The sequence below is a fragment of the Streptococcus sp. GMD3S genome, assembly GCF_000298695.2.
In the GTDB taxonomy this organism is placed as follows: Bacteria; Bacillota; Bacilli; order Lactobacillales; family Streptococcaceae; genus Streptococcus.
In genome coordinates this window covers 1-13,966 of the sequence record NZ_AJRC02000002.1, presented here as the reverse complement: position 1 = coordinate 13,966, position 13,966 = coordinate 1, and the positions used below count along the sequence as shown (strand labels likewise).

At 41.8% G+C, this 13,966-nt stretch carries 14 protein-coding genes; 2 read left to right on the top strand and 12 right to left on the bottom strand.

Annotation, left to right across the window (positions count from 1 at the left end):
• The first annotated feature begins 2 nt into the window (after window positions 1-2).
• Both GMD3S_RS0201030 and GMD3S_RS0201020 read left to right on the top strand, forming a co-directional pair.
• The gene (locus tag GMD3S_RS0201030) at window positions 3-2,285 is read left to right on the top strand and encodes a Xaa-Pro dipeptidyl-peptidase (protein ID WP_001212019.1); all 2,283 of its coding nucleotides are present in this window, start codon (window positions 3-5) and stop codon (window positions 2,283-2,285) included.
• A gap of 520 nt (window positions 2,286-2,805) precedes the next feature.
• Window positions 2,806-3,276 (top strand): arginine repressor, encoded by a 471-nt coding sequence (locus GMD3S_RS0201020; RefSeq protein WP_001043019.1) that lies wholly within the window; start codon window positions 2,806-2,808, stop codon window positions 3,274-3,276.
• Between the two features lie 35 nt (window positions 3,277-3,311).
• On the opposite strand, the gene GMD3S_RS0201015 is transcribed toward GMD3S_RS0201020, so the two are convergent.
• The 12 genes from GMD3S_RS0201015 to trpX form a co-directional block, all read right to left on the bottom strand.
• The gene (locus GMD3S_RS0201015; RefSeq protein WP_000502578.1) at window positions 3,312-3,476 is read right to left on the bottom strand and encodes a hypothetical protein; all 165 of its coding nucleotides are present in this window, start codon (window positions 3,474-3,476) and stop codon (window positions 3,312-3,314) included.
• 9 nt (window positions 3,477-3,485) lie between these two features.
• Window positions 3,486-4,796, bottom strand: a complete 1,311-nt coding sequence (gene obgE / locus GMD3S_RS0201010) for a GTPase ObgE (RefSeq protein ID WP_000061637.1) — start codon at window positions 4,794-4,796, stop codon at window positions 3,486-3,488.
• Between the two features lie 71 nt (window positions 4,797-4,867).
• Window positions 4,868-5,002 (bottom strand): DUF4044 domain-containing protein, encoded by a 135-nt coding sequence (locus tag GMD3S_RS0201005; RefSeq protein WP_000863851.1) that lies wholly within the window; start codon window positions 5,000-5,002, stop codon window positions 4,868-4,870.
• A 29-nt stretch (window positions 5,003-5,031) separates the two neighbouring features.
• On the bottom strand, window positions 5,032-5,220 hold the full coding sequence (locus tag GMD3S_RS0201000) for a PspC domain-containing protein (RefSeq protein ID WP_000735788.1): 189 nt from the start codon (window positions 5,218-5,220) through the stop codon (window positions 5,032-5,034).
• 20 nt (window positions 5,221-5,240) lie between these two features.
• The gene (locus tag GMD3S_RS0200995; protein WP_001219457.1) at window positions 5,241-6,566 is read right to left on the bottom strand and encodes a glycosyltransferase family 4 protein; all 1,326 of its coding nucleotides are present in this window, start codon (window positions 6,564-6,566) and stop codon (window positions 5,241-5,243) included.
• Between the two features lie 8 nt (window positions 6,567-6,574).
• Window positions 6,575-7,618 carry a glycosyltransferase family 4 protein gene (locus tag GMD3S_RS0200990; protein ID WP_008276348.1) on the bottom strand — a complete coding sequence of 348 codons (1,044 nt, stop codon included), beginning with the start codon at window positions 7,616-7,618 and terminating at the stop codon, window positions 6,575-6,577.
• 113 nt (window positions 7,619-7,731) lie between these two features.
• Window positions 7,732-8,061 carry a metal-sulfur cluster assembly factor gene (locus GMD3S_RS0200985; protein ID WP_000331930.1) on the bottom strand — a complete coding sequence of 110 codons (330 nt, stop codon included), beginning with the start codon at window positions 8,059-8,061 and terminating at the stop codon, window positions 7,732-7,734.
• Between the two features lie 14 nt (window positions 8,062-8,075).
• Window positions 8,076-9,185: an RNA polymerase sigma factor RpoD gene (gene rpoD, locus GMD3S_RS0200980; RefSeq protein WP_000201892.1), complete on the bottom strand. Its 1,110-nt coding sequence runs from the start codon at window positions 9,183-9,185 to the stop codon at window positions 8,076-8,078.
• 2 nt (window positions 9,186-9,187) lie between these two features.
• The gene (gene dnaG, locus GMD3S_RS0200975) at window positions 9,188-10,948 is read right to left on the bottom strand and encodes a DNA primase (protein WP_000227887.1); all 1,761 of its coding nucleotides are present in this window, start codon (window positions 10,946-10,948) and stop codon (window positions 9,188-9,190) included.
• Between the two features lie 196 nt (window positions 10,949-11,144).
• On the bottom strand, window positions 11,145-11,903 hold the full coding sequence (locus GMD3S_RS0200970; protein ID WP_000125429.1) for an ABC transporter ATP-binding protein: 759 nt from the start codon (window positions 11,901-11,903) through the stop codon (window positions 11,145-11,147).
• Window positions 11,900-12,766, bottom strand: a complete 867-nt coding sequence (locus tag GMD3S_RS0200965; RefSeq protein WP_000637255.1) for an ABC transporter permease — start codon at window positions 12,764-12,766, stop codon at window positions 11,900-11,902. The genes GMD3S_RS0200970 and GMD3S_RS0200965 overlap by 4 nt, the downstream gene beginning before the upstream one ends.
• A 65-nt stretch (window positions 12,767-12,831) precedes the next feature.
• Window positions 12,832-13,827 carry a tryptophan ABC transporter substrate-binding protein gene (trpX, locus tag GMD3S_RS0200960; protein ID WP_000792187.1) on the bottom strand — a complete coding sequence of 332 codons (996 nt, stop codon included), beginning with the start codon at window positions 13,825-13,827 and terminating at the stop codon, window positions 12,832-12,834.
• Between the last annotated feature and the right edge of the window lie 139 nt (window positions 13,828-13,966).

Below are 13,966 nucleotides of genomic sequence, written 5' to 3'. Positions count from 1 at the left end.
ACATGCGTTTTAATCAATTCAGCTATCAACCAACCACTAGTTCTCAACGATTTGCAGAATTAGAAGGTCTTGGTCTAAAGCTGTCACCCCAACTGTCCTTAAAAAGACAGTTTGAAGACTTCATTTGTTGGAGTTTTTTCACTTATTCTGACACGGATTATGCCTTATCGACTTTGGCTGAGGATAAAGAAACAGATTTAGTAACCTTTTTCCAGTCAGACCGTGAGTTAACTGCGGAGATTTTCTACACAGTAGTTTTTCAACTTTTAGGATTTAGCTATCTTGTTGACTTTGAGGATGCCGAACAGTTTCGTAAAGAAACTGGTTTTCCTATTGTTTATGGGGATCTCATTGAAAATCTTTATCAGTTACTCAATACGAGAACGAAAAAAGGAAATACGCTCATTGATCAACTTGTTAGTGATGGACTCATTTCAGAAGACAATCACTACCACTACTTTAACGGTAAGAGCTTGGCAACCTTCTCTACTCATGATGTCATTCGTGAAGTCGTGTATGTCGAGAGTCGTGTGGATACTGATAACGACGGTCTCCCTGACTTAGTCAAGGTCAGCATTATTCGCCCGCGTTATGATGGACAGATTCCTTCAGTCATGACTGCCAGCCCTTACCACCAAGGGACCAACGATAAAGCCAGTGACAAGGCTCTCTACAAAATGGAAGGGGTGCTTGAGGTCAAACCGCCCCACACCATTGAACTTGAGGAGCCCAAGCTGAATTTAGTCGAATCTCATGGTCAAGCAGAAGTCGTCTCAGAAGCTGAAGAAAAGCTATCTCATATCAATAGCTCATATACACTCAATGACTACTTCCTCCCACGTGGATTTGCCAATCTCTATGTATCAGGTGTTGGAACCAAAGATTCTCAAGGTCTCATGACCAATGGTGACTACCAGCAGATTGAAGCTTATAAAAATGTCATTGATTGGCTCAATGGTCGTTGTCGTGCTTTCACGGACCACACGCGCAAGCGCCAAATCAAGGCTGACTGGTCAAACGGCAAAGTCGCAACAACAGGTATTTCCTATCTAGGTACCATGTCTAATGGTCTCGCCACCACTGGTGTTGATGGTTTGGAAGTGATCATCGCAGAAGCAGGTATTTCCTCTTGGTACAACTACTATCGTGAAAATGGTCTGGTAACCAGCCCAGGTGGTTATCCAGGTGAGGATTTTGACTCACTTGCTGAATTGACCTACTCCCGCAATCTCTTAGGCGGTGACTATATTCGTGGCAATGAAGCTCATCAAACGGACTTAGAAAAGGTTAAAGAGAAACTCGATCGCAAGACTGGTGACTACAATCAGTTTTGGCATGACCGCAACTATCTGCTCAATGCTCACAAGGTTCAAGCTGAGGTCGTCTTTACGCATGGTTCCCAGGATTGGAACGTCAAACCTCTTCATGTTTACCAGATGTTTCATGCTCTTCCTAGCCACATCAATAAGCACCTCTTTTTCCATCATGGTGCCCATGTCTATATGAACAACTGGCAGTCGATCGACTTCCGCGAGTCCATGAATGCCTTGTTAAGTAAGAAATTGTTAGGACTTGACTCAGGCTATCAACTTCCGACTGTCATCTGGCAGGACAATATCGCACCGCAAAAATGGCAAGGTCTTGATAACTTTGGCAAACAGGATGAACTGCATACCTTCTCTCTTGGTAATGATGAAAAAGTGATTCAAAACCAGTATGATCAAAAAGATTTTGATCGTTATGGTAAGACTTACCAGACCTTCAACACTGAACTTTACCAAGGAAAAGCCAATCAAATCACCATTGACCTTCCAGTAAGTCAAGACATTCACTTAAATGGGCGAGTGGAGCTGAAACTTCGTGTCAAATCGAGTACGAACAAGGGCTTATTATCAGCCCAACTGTTAGAACTTGGACAAAAGAAATATCTGCAGCCTTATCCAGCTGTTTTAAATGCTAGAACCATTGATAATGGTCGTTACCACATGTTAGAAAATCTCTGTGAACTGCCATTCAACCCAAGTGCCCAACGTGTCATCACCAAAGGCTACCTTAATCTTCAAAATCGAACCAATCTCTTGATGATTGAAGAAATCCAACCAAATGAATGGATGGACTTCCAGCTAGAGCTTCAACCAACTATCTACAAACTTAAAGAAGGAGATACTCTCCGTTTGGTTCTCTACACCACAGACTTTGAGATTACAATTCGAGATAATACAGACTATCAGTTGACTGTTGATTTAGCACAGTCTAGTCTTATCCTACCTTGTCAAAAGGTATAATCTACCAGACTTTCAATATGGAAGTATTCAAAGGAAAAGTCAATGAATTTGACCATTGAACTTCCTATAACCAAAGTTTTCCACTTGAACAGTCGAATCAAACATAAACTTTGTATCAAATTCAGTTCATCTAAAAGCATTTTAGAAGCCCCTAGATAGAACTTGGACAAAAGATACTTCCTCTAACCAACATGTGTAACCATTTATCATACACGCTACTACACCACATGTTGGAAATCTCTGTGAATTACATTTAGAGTAAATTCACAAAACGCCGTGACAAAAAGCTACCCAAATTGAATGATTCACTGTCATTAAAGAACATCAATGTAGATAAACGGATCGCTACCCAGTTTATCTGCACCCAACTAGTGACAAGTTAAAAGAAGGAGAATCTCTCCATCTAGTTCTTTATCCTACTGACTTTAAAATCATCATACGTGACAATACCGCCTACCACCCCGACTGACATTTTCGTTCAGTCCACGCTACTGTACCTTGTAAAAGGAGTACTTACTTTATGAACAAATCAGAACACAGACACCAACTTATCCGCGCCCTCGTTTCAAAAAACAAAATCCATACACAAGCTGAATTACAAGCCTTATTAGCGGAAAATGATATCCAAGTGACTCAGGCTACTCTATCACGCGATATCAAAACCATGAACCTTTCAAAAGTGCGCGAAGAGGATAATTCTTACTATGTGCTAAATACAGGGTCTATCTCCAAATGGGAAAAACGTCTTGAAAATTATATGGAAGATGCTCTTGTTATGTTACGTCCTGTGCAACACCAGGTTATTTTGAAAACTTTACCCGGTTTAGCTCAATCATTTGGATCTGTAATTGATTCCTTGGCCTTTCCAGATGTCGTTGCAACCCTTTGTGGAGATGACGTCTGCATGATTATCTGTGAAGATGCTGCAAAAGCGCAGGCTTGTTTTGAGAGTCTTAAAAAATATGCGCCGCCATTTTTCTTTAGTGAATAAAACAAATCCCGTGATTAAAAGATCACGGGAATTTTTTATTTCTTTGACTGTGTTTCTTCTTTCTTTGTACGTGCCAATCGAAGAGCACGTTTTGGATTGAGACGATTAAATAATTCTTCTAGTTTCTTTTCATTCCATACATCTGCTGCAGAAACAAAATTTCCATCTGCATCTCGGAATGATATCGGTTTATCTCCCATATCAATCTCCTAGTCTACAAATTCAAACTCAAATTTACCGATTCGGACCAAATCGCCATCTTTGGCACCACGTGCACGAAGGGCTTCGTCAACCCCCATACCACGAAGCTGACGGGCAAACTTCATGACCGATTCGTCACGGTCAAAGTTGGTCATGTTAAAGAGTTTCATGAGTTTTTCACCAGAAAGTACCCATGTCGCATCATCATCACGACTAATCTCAAAGGCTTTTTCTTCCTCGTCAAAGCCATAGTAAGCCTCTTCTTCCATATCGGATTCATCATAAATCGGGAATTCTGGAGTCTTGTCTAACAATTCAGCTGTCGCGTCCAAAAGAGTCGCCAACCCTTGCTTGGTCAATCCAGAAATTGGGAAGATGGCTGGAAGTTCCTCAAACTCGTCGTAGTTTGCTGCTAACTTTTCCTTGAAAGTTTTCAGATTTTCCTGACTTTCAGGCATATCCATCTTGTTGGCCACAATGATCTGTGGACGTTCCATGAGACGAAGGTTATAGGATTCCAATTCCTTATTGATAGCAAGGTAGTCCTCATAAGGATCACGTCCTTCGCTAGCTGACATATCGATGACATGGAGGATAACTCGAGTGCGTTCGATATGACGAAGAAACTGGGTTCCAAGACCAACACCTTGACTAGCACCTTCAATCAAACCTGGAAGATCTGCTACTGCAAAAGATTCACCTGACTGCGTACGAACCATACCTAAATTAGGGACAATCGTCGTAAAGTGGTAAGCACCGATCTTAGGTTTAGCTGAAGTGATGACACTAAGCAAAGTTGACTTTCCGACAGATGGGAAACCGACCAAGCCGACATCCGCTAGGATCTTCAATTCCAGTTGCAACTCACGTTCTTGACCTGGCTCTCCATTCTCAGAGATTTCAGGTGCAGGATTTTTGGGAGTGGCAAAACGGATATTTCCACGACCACCTCGACCACCATGAGCCACAATAAACTCTTGACCATGTTCAATCAAGTCTGTAATGACTTTACCTGTTTCCGCATCACGTACAGTAGTTCCCTGTGGTACGCGAACACGAAGATCTTCTGCACCACGTCCGTGCATTCCTTTGGTCATCCCTTTTTCACCAGAATCAGCCTTGAAATGACGGTTATAGCGGAAATCCATCAAGGTACGTAAGCCTTCGTCTACCACGAAAACAACGTTTCCTCCACGTCCACCATCACCACCCCAAGGACCGCCATTAGGGACATATTTTTCACGGCGAAAGGCAACCATGCCATCGCCACCATTACCAGCCTTGACCTTAATCTTGGCTGTATCTAAAAACATACTCATATTTTCTTCTCACTTTAAAAAGGCTGGGGAGAACCCAGTCATTAGTTATTGTTTCTATCCTCATAGCTTGCTTAGAATCTACTGAAAGCTCCAAGCGCAGTTGCAAAGATACCAGCAAGGGTTACAAACAACATGATGAGCACGACAACAAGCGTCACCTTTTCAAACAATGTTTTTTTGCGTTTTCCGTTATCTCCAAAAGCCATAACTTCTCCTTTTTCTATATAATTCTAATTTAATACTCTGATGAAACTGGTGCAATCAACCATAAAATGATATAAGCAAGGACTCCTGTCCCATAACAAAATGCAAGAACAGCCCAAATGACACGAACAATTGTTGGATCAATATCAAAATAATGAGCAACTCCTGCGCATACTCCACCAATTTTTTGATCTTTTCCGCTTCTCATTAATTTTTTCATTTTTTCTTCCTCTTATTCTATTATTTGAATTCGTCTCTCCAATAATCTCTGATGCTAGACAATTGTTTTCGAGACGCTCTTAAAATACGCTTGGATTCTTTTACTGGGCTTGTAACAGCCTGTTGAGGTAGATAGAGAATCGTTTTTAAAAAGCGCTGAGTGACAGGCTGTCCATCATGTAGCTCATGTTCAAAGTTATTTGAGATAATGGCATCAAGGTAAAACTCATGAACTCGTTTCCCAAAATTTTCAGCCGAAATCTCGTACAACTTATCCGCCAAATTTTGTTCAGACATATCAGGAGTAGCGATCAATGCTTCAAGGATAGCGCCCGCAAGCTCTCGTTCTCCATAGTAGAGGGTCCCAAACATTTTATCATTGATCAGATTTTCAAGATAGGGATTGCCATGAGCAATAACAGGCGTTCCACTGGCTAGACTTTCTAGATAGGTTAAACCCTGAGTTTCACTCGTAGAGGCTGAAATAAAGAAATCAGCTGCTTTATAGTACAAGGCTGTTTCACTTGGAGCAATCATACCTGTAAAAATCACATGTTTTTGTATGTTTAATTTCTCTGCTTGTTCTTTCAGACTATTCAGATAAGGTCCGTCTCCAGCAACAACCAACTTCACCTTGTCTTCTTCTTTCAAAACCTGCGCAAAGGCAGCTAAGACTGCTTGGATATTCTTCTCATAAGAAATACGCGAAAGGCTCAGCAGCATTTTCTCACTTTCCTGAATACCTAACTTCGAACGAAGCTCTAGTAAGTTTTCCTCTTTGATCTCAGGTCGTTCAAACTTAGCCAACTCAATTCCAGTTGGGATGACCCGCTTTTCAACCTTGACTTTGTATTTCGATAAAAGGTCACGAACAATCTCACTAGGGCAAATCACGCCATCTACATCATGAAGGAAGCCACGCACCAAATATTTTACCATACTCGGACGAATTAGCATGCCCTTAGCAATGTAATGCACATAGTCTTCATACTGGGTATGGTAGGTATGAATAACTGGGATTTTCAATTCTCTCGCAATCCAAATTCCTAACAAACCAAGAGAAAATTCTGTCTGGGTATGAATGATATCGAGTTGATACTGCTTGGCAATTTCAAGCGCCTTTGTAAAACCTCGGTAGGCAAATCGTCGATCCTTAAATGCAAAGAAAGGGACACTCGGAATGCGAATAATTTGCCAATCCTCGTATCGGTTCACGTCTTTATCAGTCGTTGTAAAGATAAAAACTGCATGCCCCTGCTTTTCAAGCTCAGTTTTCAAGGTCCGTATACTAGTCGCGACCCCGGAAACCTGAGGGAAATAGGTATCTGTAAATAAACCAATTCGCATAAATTACCTCACTTTTTGCCCAAAGCAGCCTGTTCTCGATAAAATTTTAACCAGATTTCCAACAAATGCTCCTCAGAGTACTCTTTGGAGATCTCGCGAGCTTTTTCTTTCAAGTCCTTTAAGGCTTCAGGGTCATTCTTGTATTCTAGGATTGCTTCTCTCATCTCGGAAACATCACTTGTAGCACGATAATTCCCATCAAGAATAACCTTATACAAATCCAAATCTCTTAACATAATAGGAGCCTCGCAACTAGCGGCCTCTAAGATAGTCATAGGGAATAATTCATTGTAACTTGGTAGCAAGAATAGATCCGCCATAGCGTAAAGCTCCCGCATCCGTTCCGGTGACACAATTCCAGGGAAAATAAGATTTTTGGGTGGATTGTCCATTATCTTCTTGTAGCGTTCATAACCATCTGTCATCCCACCAAATGAAAAACCACCTGCCCAGATAAAGGTAATTTCTGGCAATTCCTCAGCAAGACGGATAAAGTCATCAATCCCTTTACGTTTCTGAACCTGACCCGCACCGATTACGACAAACTGATCTTCCGCAAGATCCATTTCCTTTCGGAGTTGTGCAACCTGTTCAGCTGGTAATGGATGCCATTTTTCTTTGTTTACAAAGTTTGGAATATAAGTTACTTTTTCACGCGGAATACCAGCAGCCACCAAATTCTCGATAAACATGGGATTGACCACCACCAAGTGTTCCATTCGGTTGTAAAAGGAAAAAACATAGCGTTTGACAATTCCTTTTAGGAAAAATGGAATCTTCAAACTCCCCTCAAGCGTATCAGGCAAAAAATGCACATAGCCAATTTTTCTCCCAGAGCGTTTCTTTTGGAAAGTAGATAAATAATAAGGGAAATCAATAGTGTGAAAATGAGTTACATCTGCCTCTACAGGAAGATTCTCCGTAACAATCAACTGGTCTTTGGCATCGCGGTGAAGGAGACTAACCAATTCTCGATAAGCTCCTGACACTCCTTGACCAGCTACTTTTTCACTTGAACTTAGCATATTAATACGCAATTTTTCGTTTTCCATACCTTTCATTATACCATTTTATTTCCAGAAAATCAGCAAAAGAAAGAAGAGACGATTGGAAAAAGGATAAAATTATCCTATTTTCCAATCGTCTCTCACATTTTTCTTAGTCTTTATTTAATTCCTAGGGCGATACGCGCGTATCGGCTCATTTTTTCAACCGTCCAAGCTGGATACCAGACCAATTTAACTTCGGTATTGGTTACCTCAGGCACATCTGTCATCGCATCATGTATCTGGTCTGTCAAAAGGTCAGCCAGTGGGCAGCCCATAGTTGTCAAGGTCATATCAATTTCAGTGTGACCTGTTTCACCATCAAAACGAATTTCATAAATCAAACCTAGGTTGACAATATCAATCCCCAACTCAGGGTCGATGACTTCTTCCAAAGCATTTAAAATGCGTGTTTTGATCGTTTCAATTTGCTCTTCTGTATAAGCCATGTTATTCCTCACTCTTAGTCTTCAATAAAATCACGAAGGGGTTTGCTGCGACTTGGTTGGCGCAATTTTCTCAAAGCCTTGGCCTCAATCTGACGGATACGCTCACGAGTCACGTTAAAGACTTTACCAACATCTTCAAGAGTACGCATTTTTCCATCATCTAGTCCGAAACGCAAGCGCAAGACGTTTTCTTCACGGTCTGTAAGAGTATCCAAGACTTCATCCAACTGCTCACGCAAGACGATACGAGTTGTGTAGTCTACTGGATTTTCAATCACTTCATCTTCGATAAAGTCCCCAAGATGGCTATCGTCCTCTTCACCGATCGGTGTTTCAAGTGATACTGGTTCTTGAGCGATTTTTAGGATTTCACGGACCTTGTCAGGTGTCATATCCATACGCTCAGCGATTTGTTCAGGAGTTGGATCTTGTCCCAATTCTTGAAGGAGATTACGCTGTTCACGGACAAGCTTGTTAATGGTTTCTACCATGTGGACAGGGATACGAATAGTACGGGCCTGGTCAGCGATGGCACGAGTGATTGCCTGACGAATCCACCAAGTTGCATACGTAGAAAACTTAAATCCTTTTGAATAGTCAAACTTGTCAACAGCCTTCATCAAGCCCATGTTTCCTTCTTGGATCAAATCCAGAAACTGCATGCCACGCCCTACGTAGCGCTTAGCAATCGAAACCACCAAACGAAGGTTGGCTTCTGCAAGACGTTGTTTGGCTTCAATATCACCAGCCTCAACTGCTAGAGCCAATTCTTTTTCCTCTTCGTTGGTCAAGAGAGGAACGACCCCGATTTCCTTCAAATACATACGGACTGGGTCATTAACCTTGGCAGAAGTTGAGCCAATCAAGTCCTCATCACTGAGTTCTGGTTCTTCTTCTGCACTAAGCACACGCGCGCTTGGATTTCCTTCGTTGTCTGTGATAGAAATTCCAGCATCCTGAATCCGTTGCAAAAGGTCTTCAATGCCGTCTGCATCGAGGGTGAAAGGAATAACCAGACTTGAATTGATTTCATCATCTGTTGCTGTTCCTGTTTTTTTGTGGTTACGGATAAAGTCCGCTACTTGCACATCAAATGTGGTTACTTCTTTTTGTTTTGTTGCCATTATTACTCCATTCTTCTCTTTTGGGAAATCAATCGTTGCAATTCTTCCAAGGCTGTGTCTGTATCTCCTACATGACTAGCCTCCTGCACTTTCTTTTTAATCCTTAAATTGTCCTTGCTGAGGAGGGCACGGTTACGAGTCGCTTCGACTTCCGCTAGCTCTTGAGGCGACATCTCAGCTGGCAAATCCAAGCTAAGCACGTGGTACCAGGCATTTTCAACCTCAGGAGTCTGATGAGACAGTTCCTCTGATCCGATTTCTCCCTCTGCACTTAATAATTCGTAAAGAATTTGAAATTCTGGGGTATCAAAGAAAAAATCTTCTCTTAATCGGTAGTCATTTAGAACAACTGGATTCTCAGCCATCCTATAAAGGAGATGAGCCTCTGCTCTCATGACTGCTGTCAGTTGCCGCGTTACAGGTAAACTAATCGCTGCTGGAGGTTGCTCCTCTTTGACTCTTTCCTGCCTTTGAACAATGCGACTTTCATTTACAATCTGCTCCACCTGCTGGTAATCAAAAGAAGGTAGATTATCCGCCAGAATGTGGATATAAGAATTCTGGGCAGTGATAGACTTTTCTTTGGCGATTAGGGGGGCAATCTTTTCAATGAACTCGATTTGCGCCTGTAAGTTATCACTATTTTCCGGCTTGAGCTGGTGAATATAGAACTCTATGGGACTAATCCGAGTCTTGGTTAAAAGGTAAGCCAGGTCTTCAGCAGAATTCTTTTGCAAATACTCATCTGGGTCCATGGCATCAGGTACTCGAACAACCTCAACTGAGAAGTCTTTTAACTCCTCTAGAGCCTTGGCTGTTGCTGTCTGCCCTGCCTTGTCGCCATCGTAGCTGAGAACAATTTTTTTGGTAAAGCGTCTGAGGTGATCAACATGCTCCTTGCTTAAGGCTGTTCCCATGGAAGCTACAGCATTTTCTATACCAGCACGGTAGGCTGCAATCACATCCATGAAGCCTTCCATCAGATAGAGCTCTGTAATCTTACCTGTTCCCTTTTTTGCCTTGTCCAGATGATACAATTCGTAGCTCTTGTTAAAAATTGCAGTCGAGCGGCTATTTTTATATTTGGCAGTCTGACTATCCGTTTCTTGCCAGATACGACCTGAAAATGCAATAACCTGCCCCTTGTCATTGGTCAAAGGAAAGATGATTCGTCCAAAAAAAGTATCATAAAATTGATTACCATCTGACAGATAAAACAAGCCCGAATCCAATAAATCCTTTTCCTCAAACTTGTCAGCCAAACGTTGATAGAGATAAGTTCTCTCTGCTGGAGCTAGTCCAATCTGGAAGTGCTTCAGAACATCATCTGTCAATCCGCGTTTGTAGAGATAAGCCCTTGCTTCTTCTCCCATCTTTGTCGTCATGAGGATGGCATGGTAAAAACGGGCAGCTTCTTCATGCATATCGTATAGAGCTTGATGAGGGGAAGTTTGTTGGGGACGAGACTGTACCGGCGTAGCTAGTTGAATACCGACGCGCTCTCCTAAGAGCTGAACGGCTTCCATGAAGGACACACCTTGGTATTCTTCGATAAACTTAAAGACATCTCCTGAACGACCACAGCCAAAACAGTGATAAAACTGCTTGTCTTCCACAACGTTGAAAGAAGGGGTCTTTTCACCATGAAAAGGACAGAGCCCTAAATAGTTCCGTCCAGCCTTTTGTAAAGAAATCACATCACCTATGACTTCCACAATGTTGGCATTGTTTTTGATTTCTTCAATGACTTGCTTGTCAACCATACACAATACCTCCATCTTATCATAGTTTCACGTAAACTAGTATAGCTTATTTCTGAAAAAAAGTAAACCATTTCATACGCTTTCCGTAATTCTCTTTGCCTTATTTTTCTAGATAGAAAGAGGTGATAAAAAACTCAGAAACACTTCCATGTTTCTAAGTTAATTTTCACTATTTTTTGATGATTACTTCACTCATCTATTCAAATAATTGATAGTAGTCTGAAATTTTCATCTTAGCTTTTTCTTCTTTATTGAGGTCTTGGATGATGCGACCTTCCTTCATGACAATCAGACGGTTTCCATACTTCAGTGCATCTTCCATATGGTGGGTAATCATCAAGGCTGTTAGATGATCTTTGCTGACAAAGTCATCTGTTAATTCCATCAATGCCACACTTGTTTTTGGGTCAAGGGCTGCTGTGTGTTCATCCAACAAGAGCAACTCTGGTCGTTTCAAAGTTGCCATCAAGAGACTCAAGGCCTGACGTTGTCCACCTGAAAGAAACTCAATAGGAGTGTCCAGATGTTTTTCAAGACCATTTCCAACCTTTTCAATGGTAGTCTGGAACTCTTCCCTATGGCTTGAAAGCCTTCTAGGCAGGAGTCCTCTCTTCTCACCACGAAACTTGGCAATCAAGAGATTTTCCGCCACTGTCATACGGGGAGCCGTACCCATCTTAGGATCCTGAAAGACGCGAGACAAGTACTTAGCCCGCTTTTCAGGTGAAAAATTCGTCACGTCCTCCCCCATGATACGGATACTTCCACTTGTTAAAGGTAAGGTACCTGCAATCGTGTTAAAAAGCGTTGATTTCCCCGCTCCATTTCCCCCTAAGATGGTAATGAAATCATGTTCGAAAATTTCAAGAGAAACATCATTCAGAATGATTTTTTCTTCGTCAAAGCCATTCGTGATGACTTTGGTAGCATTTTTTAATTCTACAATTGCTGTCATTTGCTAAACTTGACTCCTTTCAGGTATTTGCTTTTGAAGGTTGGAATCATAAGGCAAACTGCCAAAATCAAGGCGCTGTACAAACGAAGATAACTTGTATTAAACCCAAGAGCAATAACTCCCCAAACGAGGAACTGATAAGCGATAGAGCCAACGACGATGGTCATGAGTCGCTCTGCCAGGGTCAAACTCTTGAACAAAACCTCACCAATAATCAAGCTAGCAAGCCCTACGACAATCACGCCAATTCCTCGAGAGACATCCGCGTATCCTTCTTGTTGAGCAATTAAGGCCCCTGCAAGCGCGATAATCCCATTTGAGAGAACCAAACCCATGAGTTCCATACGTCCCGTATTGATACCAAAGCTACGAGCCATATCGGGATTGTCACCTGTAGCGATGTAGGCTTGACCTAGTTTGGTATCAAGGAAAAAGAGCATAAGGCCAATAACAAGAGCTACAAAGATTAATCCAGTCAGGAGTTGGTTAAGGTCTGAATCAAAAGGCAAGACATCCTGAATTTGTTTGGTTCCAAGAAGCCCCAGATTGGCACGTCCCATAATCATGAGCATGATGGAATGACAAGAAGTCATGACCAGAATCCCTGATAAGAGGGTTGGGATTTTTCCTTTAGTATACAAAAGACCCGTCGCCATTCCAGCTAGACAGCCCGCACCTACTGCAGCTAAGGTCGCCAAAAACGGATTGACTCCCTGTGTTATCAAGGTTACAGCTACTGCTCCCCCAAGAGGAAAAGAACCTTCAGTAGTCATATCAGGGAAATTCAAAATTCGGAAAGTCATAAAGATTCCCAAACCTAAAATCGCCCAGACCATTCCCTGAGAAATAATGGATACTATCATAATCTTTCACTCATTTCTTTCTTTAGTAAAAATGGGAGGAGATGTGTCCAGCTCCTCCTTTATCTTTATTCAATCACTTGTCCCGCTTCTTTTAGAACGGACTCAGGAATGGTAATACCAAGTTCCTGCGCTAGTTTTTTATTAATCACTGACTTACCAGTTGAAAAGACATTAACTGGCGTATCAGCTGGTTTTTCACCTTTCAAAACTTTGGCAATCATTTTACCAGTAGCCACTCCAAGATCGTGTTGGTCAACTACTACAGATGCTAATCCACCTGCTTCTACCATGGCCGTGGCACTTGGGTAGATTGGCTTTTTAGCTGTTTGATTACTTGAAACAACTGTTGAGAATGCGGATGCAATGGTATTGTCAATTGGAACCCAAATTGCATCGACCTTGCTTGTCATAACATTGACTGTTGAAGCAATTTCATTTGTTGAAGGAACGGCAAATGTTTCGACTGTCAAACCTGCTTTTTCAGCATAAGCCTTGAATTCTTCTACCTGTGTTTTTGAGTTATCTTCGCTACTTGAGTAAAGAGCTCCGATTGTTTTGACATTTGGTGTGAGAGTTTTTATCAACTCTACTTGTTGTTCAGCAGGGTTGTGGTCTGATACCCCTGTGATGTTGCCTCCTGGTTTTTTCAAGTCTTTGACCAAGTTAGCACCGATTGGGTCTGTAATAGCAGCCATGATAACTGGTAGGTCTTTTGTAGCACTAGCGAGTCCTTGAGCCGCTGGTGTCGCGATCCCAACAACAACATCGTTTCCATTAGCAACCAATTGTTTACTCATGGTTGCAACCTTGCTCTGATCACCTTCAGAGTTCATAAAGTCGATTTTTACCTGGTCGTCCTTATAGCCTTCTTCAGCTAGTCCATCTTGAATCCCTTGGTAAATCAAGTCCAAGGATGGGTGACTAACAAATTGAAGGACACCAACCTTAGCAACCTTTTGCTCTTCTTTAGCTGATGGCTTATTCATAGATGAATAAATCAAGCTAGCCACCACCAATACTGCTAATCCAGCGACAATTCCAATCAAACGTTTATTTTTCATTTTTCTTTCTCCTTTTAAATCACTTGTATAATGCTCTTTTCAACAAAACAAGCGACGCCATCGTTTAAATTCCATCATCATCCTCCTAATAGAAAAAGTCCTCACACAAAAAACTTGTGTGAGGACGTCGATGCGCGGT

Bases quoted from the DNA above. Each gene is read 5' to 3' on its own strand.
- GMD3S_RS0201030 (WP_001212019.1), top strand. From the start codon at position 3: ATGCGTTTTAATCAATTCAGCTATCAACCAACCACTAGTTCTCAACGA.
- GMD3S_RS0201020 (WP_001043019.1), top strand. From the start codon at position 2,806: ATGAACAAATCAGAACACAGACACCAACTTATCCGCGCCCTCGTTTCA.
- GMD3S_RS0201015 (WP_000502578.1), bottom strand. From the start codon at position 3,476: ATGGGAGATAAACCGATATCATTCCGAGATGCAGATGGAAATTTTGTT.
- obgE (WP_000061637.1), bottom strand. From the start codon at position 4,796: ATGAGTATGTTTTTAGATACAGCCAAGATTAAGGTCAAGGCTGGTAAT.
- GMD3S_RS0201005 (WP_000863851.1), bottom strand. From the start codon at position 5,002: ATGGCTTTTGGAGATAACGGAAAACGCAAAAAAACATTGTTTGAAAAG.
- GMD3S_RS0201000 (WP_000735788.1), bottom strand. From the start codon at position 5,220: ATGAAAAAATTAATGAGAAGCGGAAAAGATCAAAAAATTGGTGGAGTA.
- GMD3S_RS0200995 (WP_001219457.1), bottom strand. From the start codon at position 6,566: ATGCGAATTGGTTTATTTACAGATACCTATTTCCCTCAGGTTTCCGGG.
- GMD3S_RS0200990 (WP_008276348.1), bottom strand. From the start codon at position 7,618: ATGGAAAACGAAAAATTGCGTATTAATATGCTAAGTTCAAGTGAAAAA.
- GMD3S_RS0200985 (WP_000331930.1), bottom strand. From the start codon at position 8,061: ATGGCTTATACAGAAGAGCAAATTGAAACGATCAAAACACGCATTTTA.
- rpoD (WP_000201892.1), bottom strand. From the start codon at position 9,185: ATGGCAACAAAACAAAAAGAAGTAACCACATTTGATGTGCAAGTAGCG.
- dnaG (WP_000227887.1), bottom strand. From the start codon at position 10,948: ATGGTTGACAAGCAAGTCATTGAAGAAATCAAAAACAATGCCAACATT.
- GMD3S_RS0200970 (WP_000125429.1), bottom strand. From the start codon at position 11,903: ATGACAGCAATTGTAGAATTAAAAAATGCTACCAAAGTCATCACGAAT.
- GMD3S_RS0200965 (WP_000637255.1), bottom strand. From the start codon at position 12,766: ATGATAGTATCCATTATTTCTCAGGGAATGGTCTGGGCGATTTTAGGT.
- trpX (WP_000792187.1), bottom strand. From the start codon at position 13,827: ATGAAAAATAAACGTTTGATTGGAATTGTCGCTGGATTAGCAGTATTG.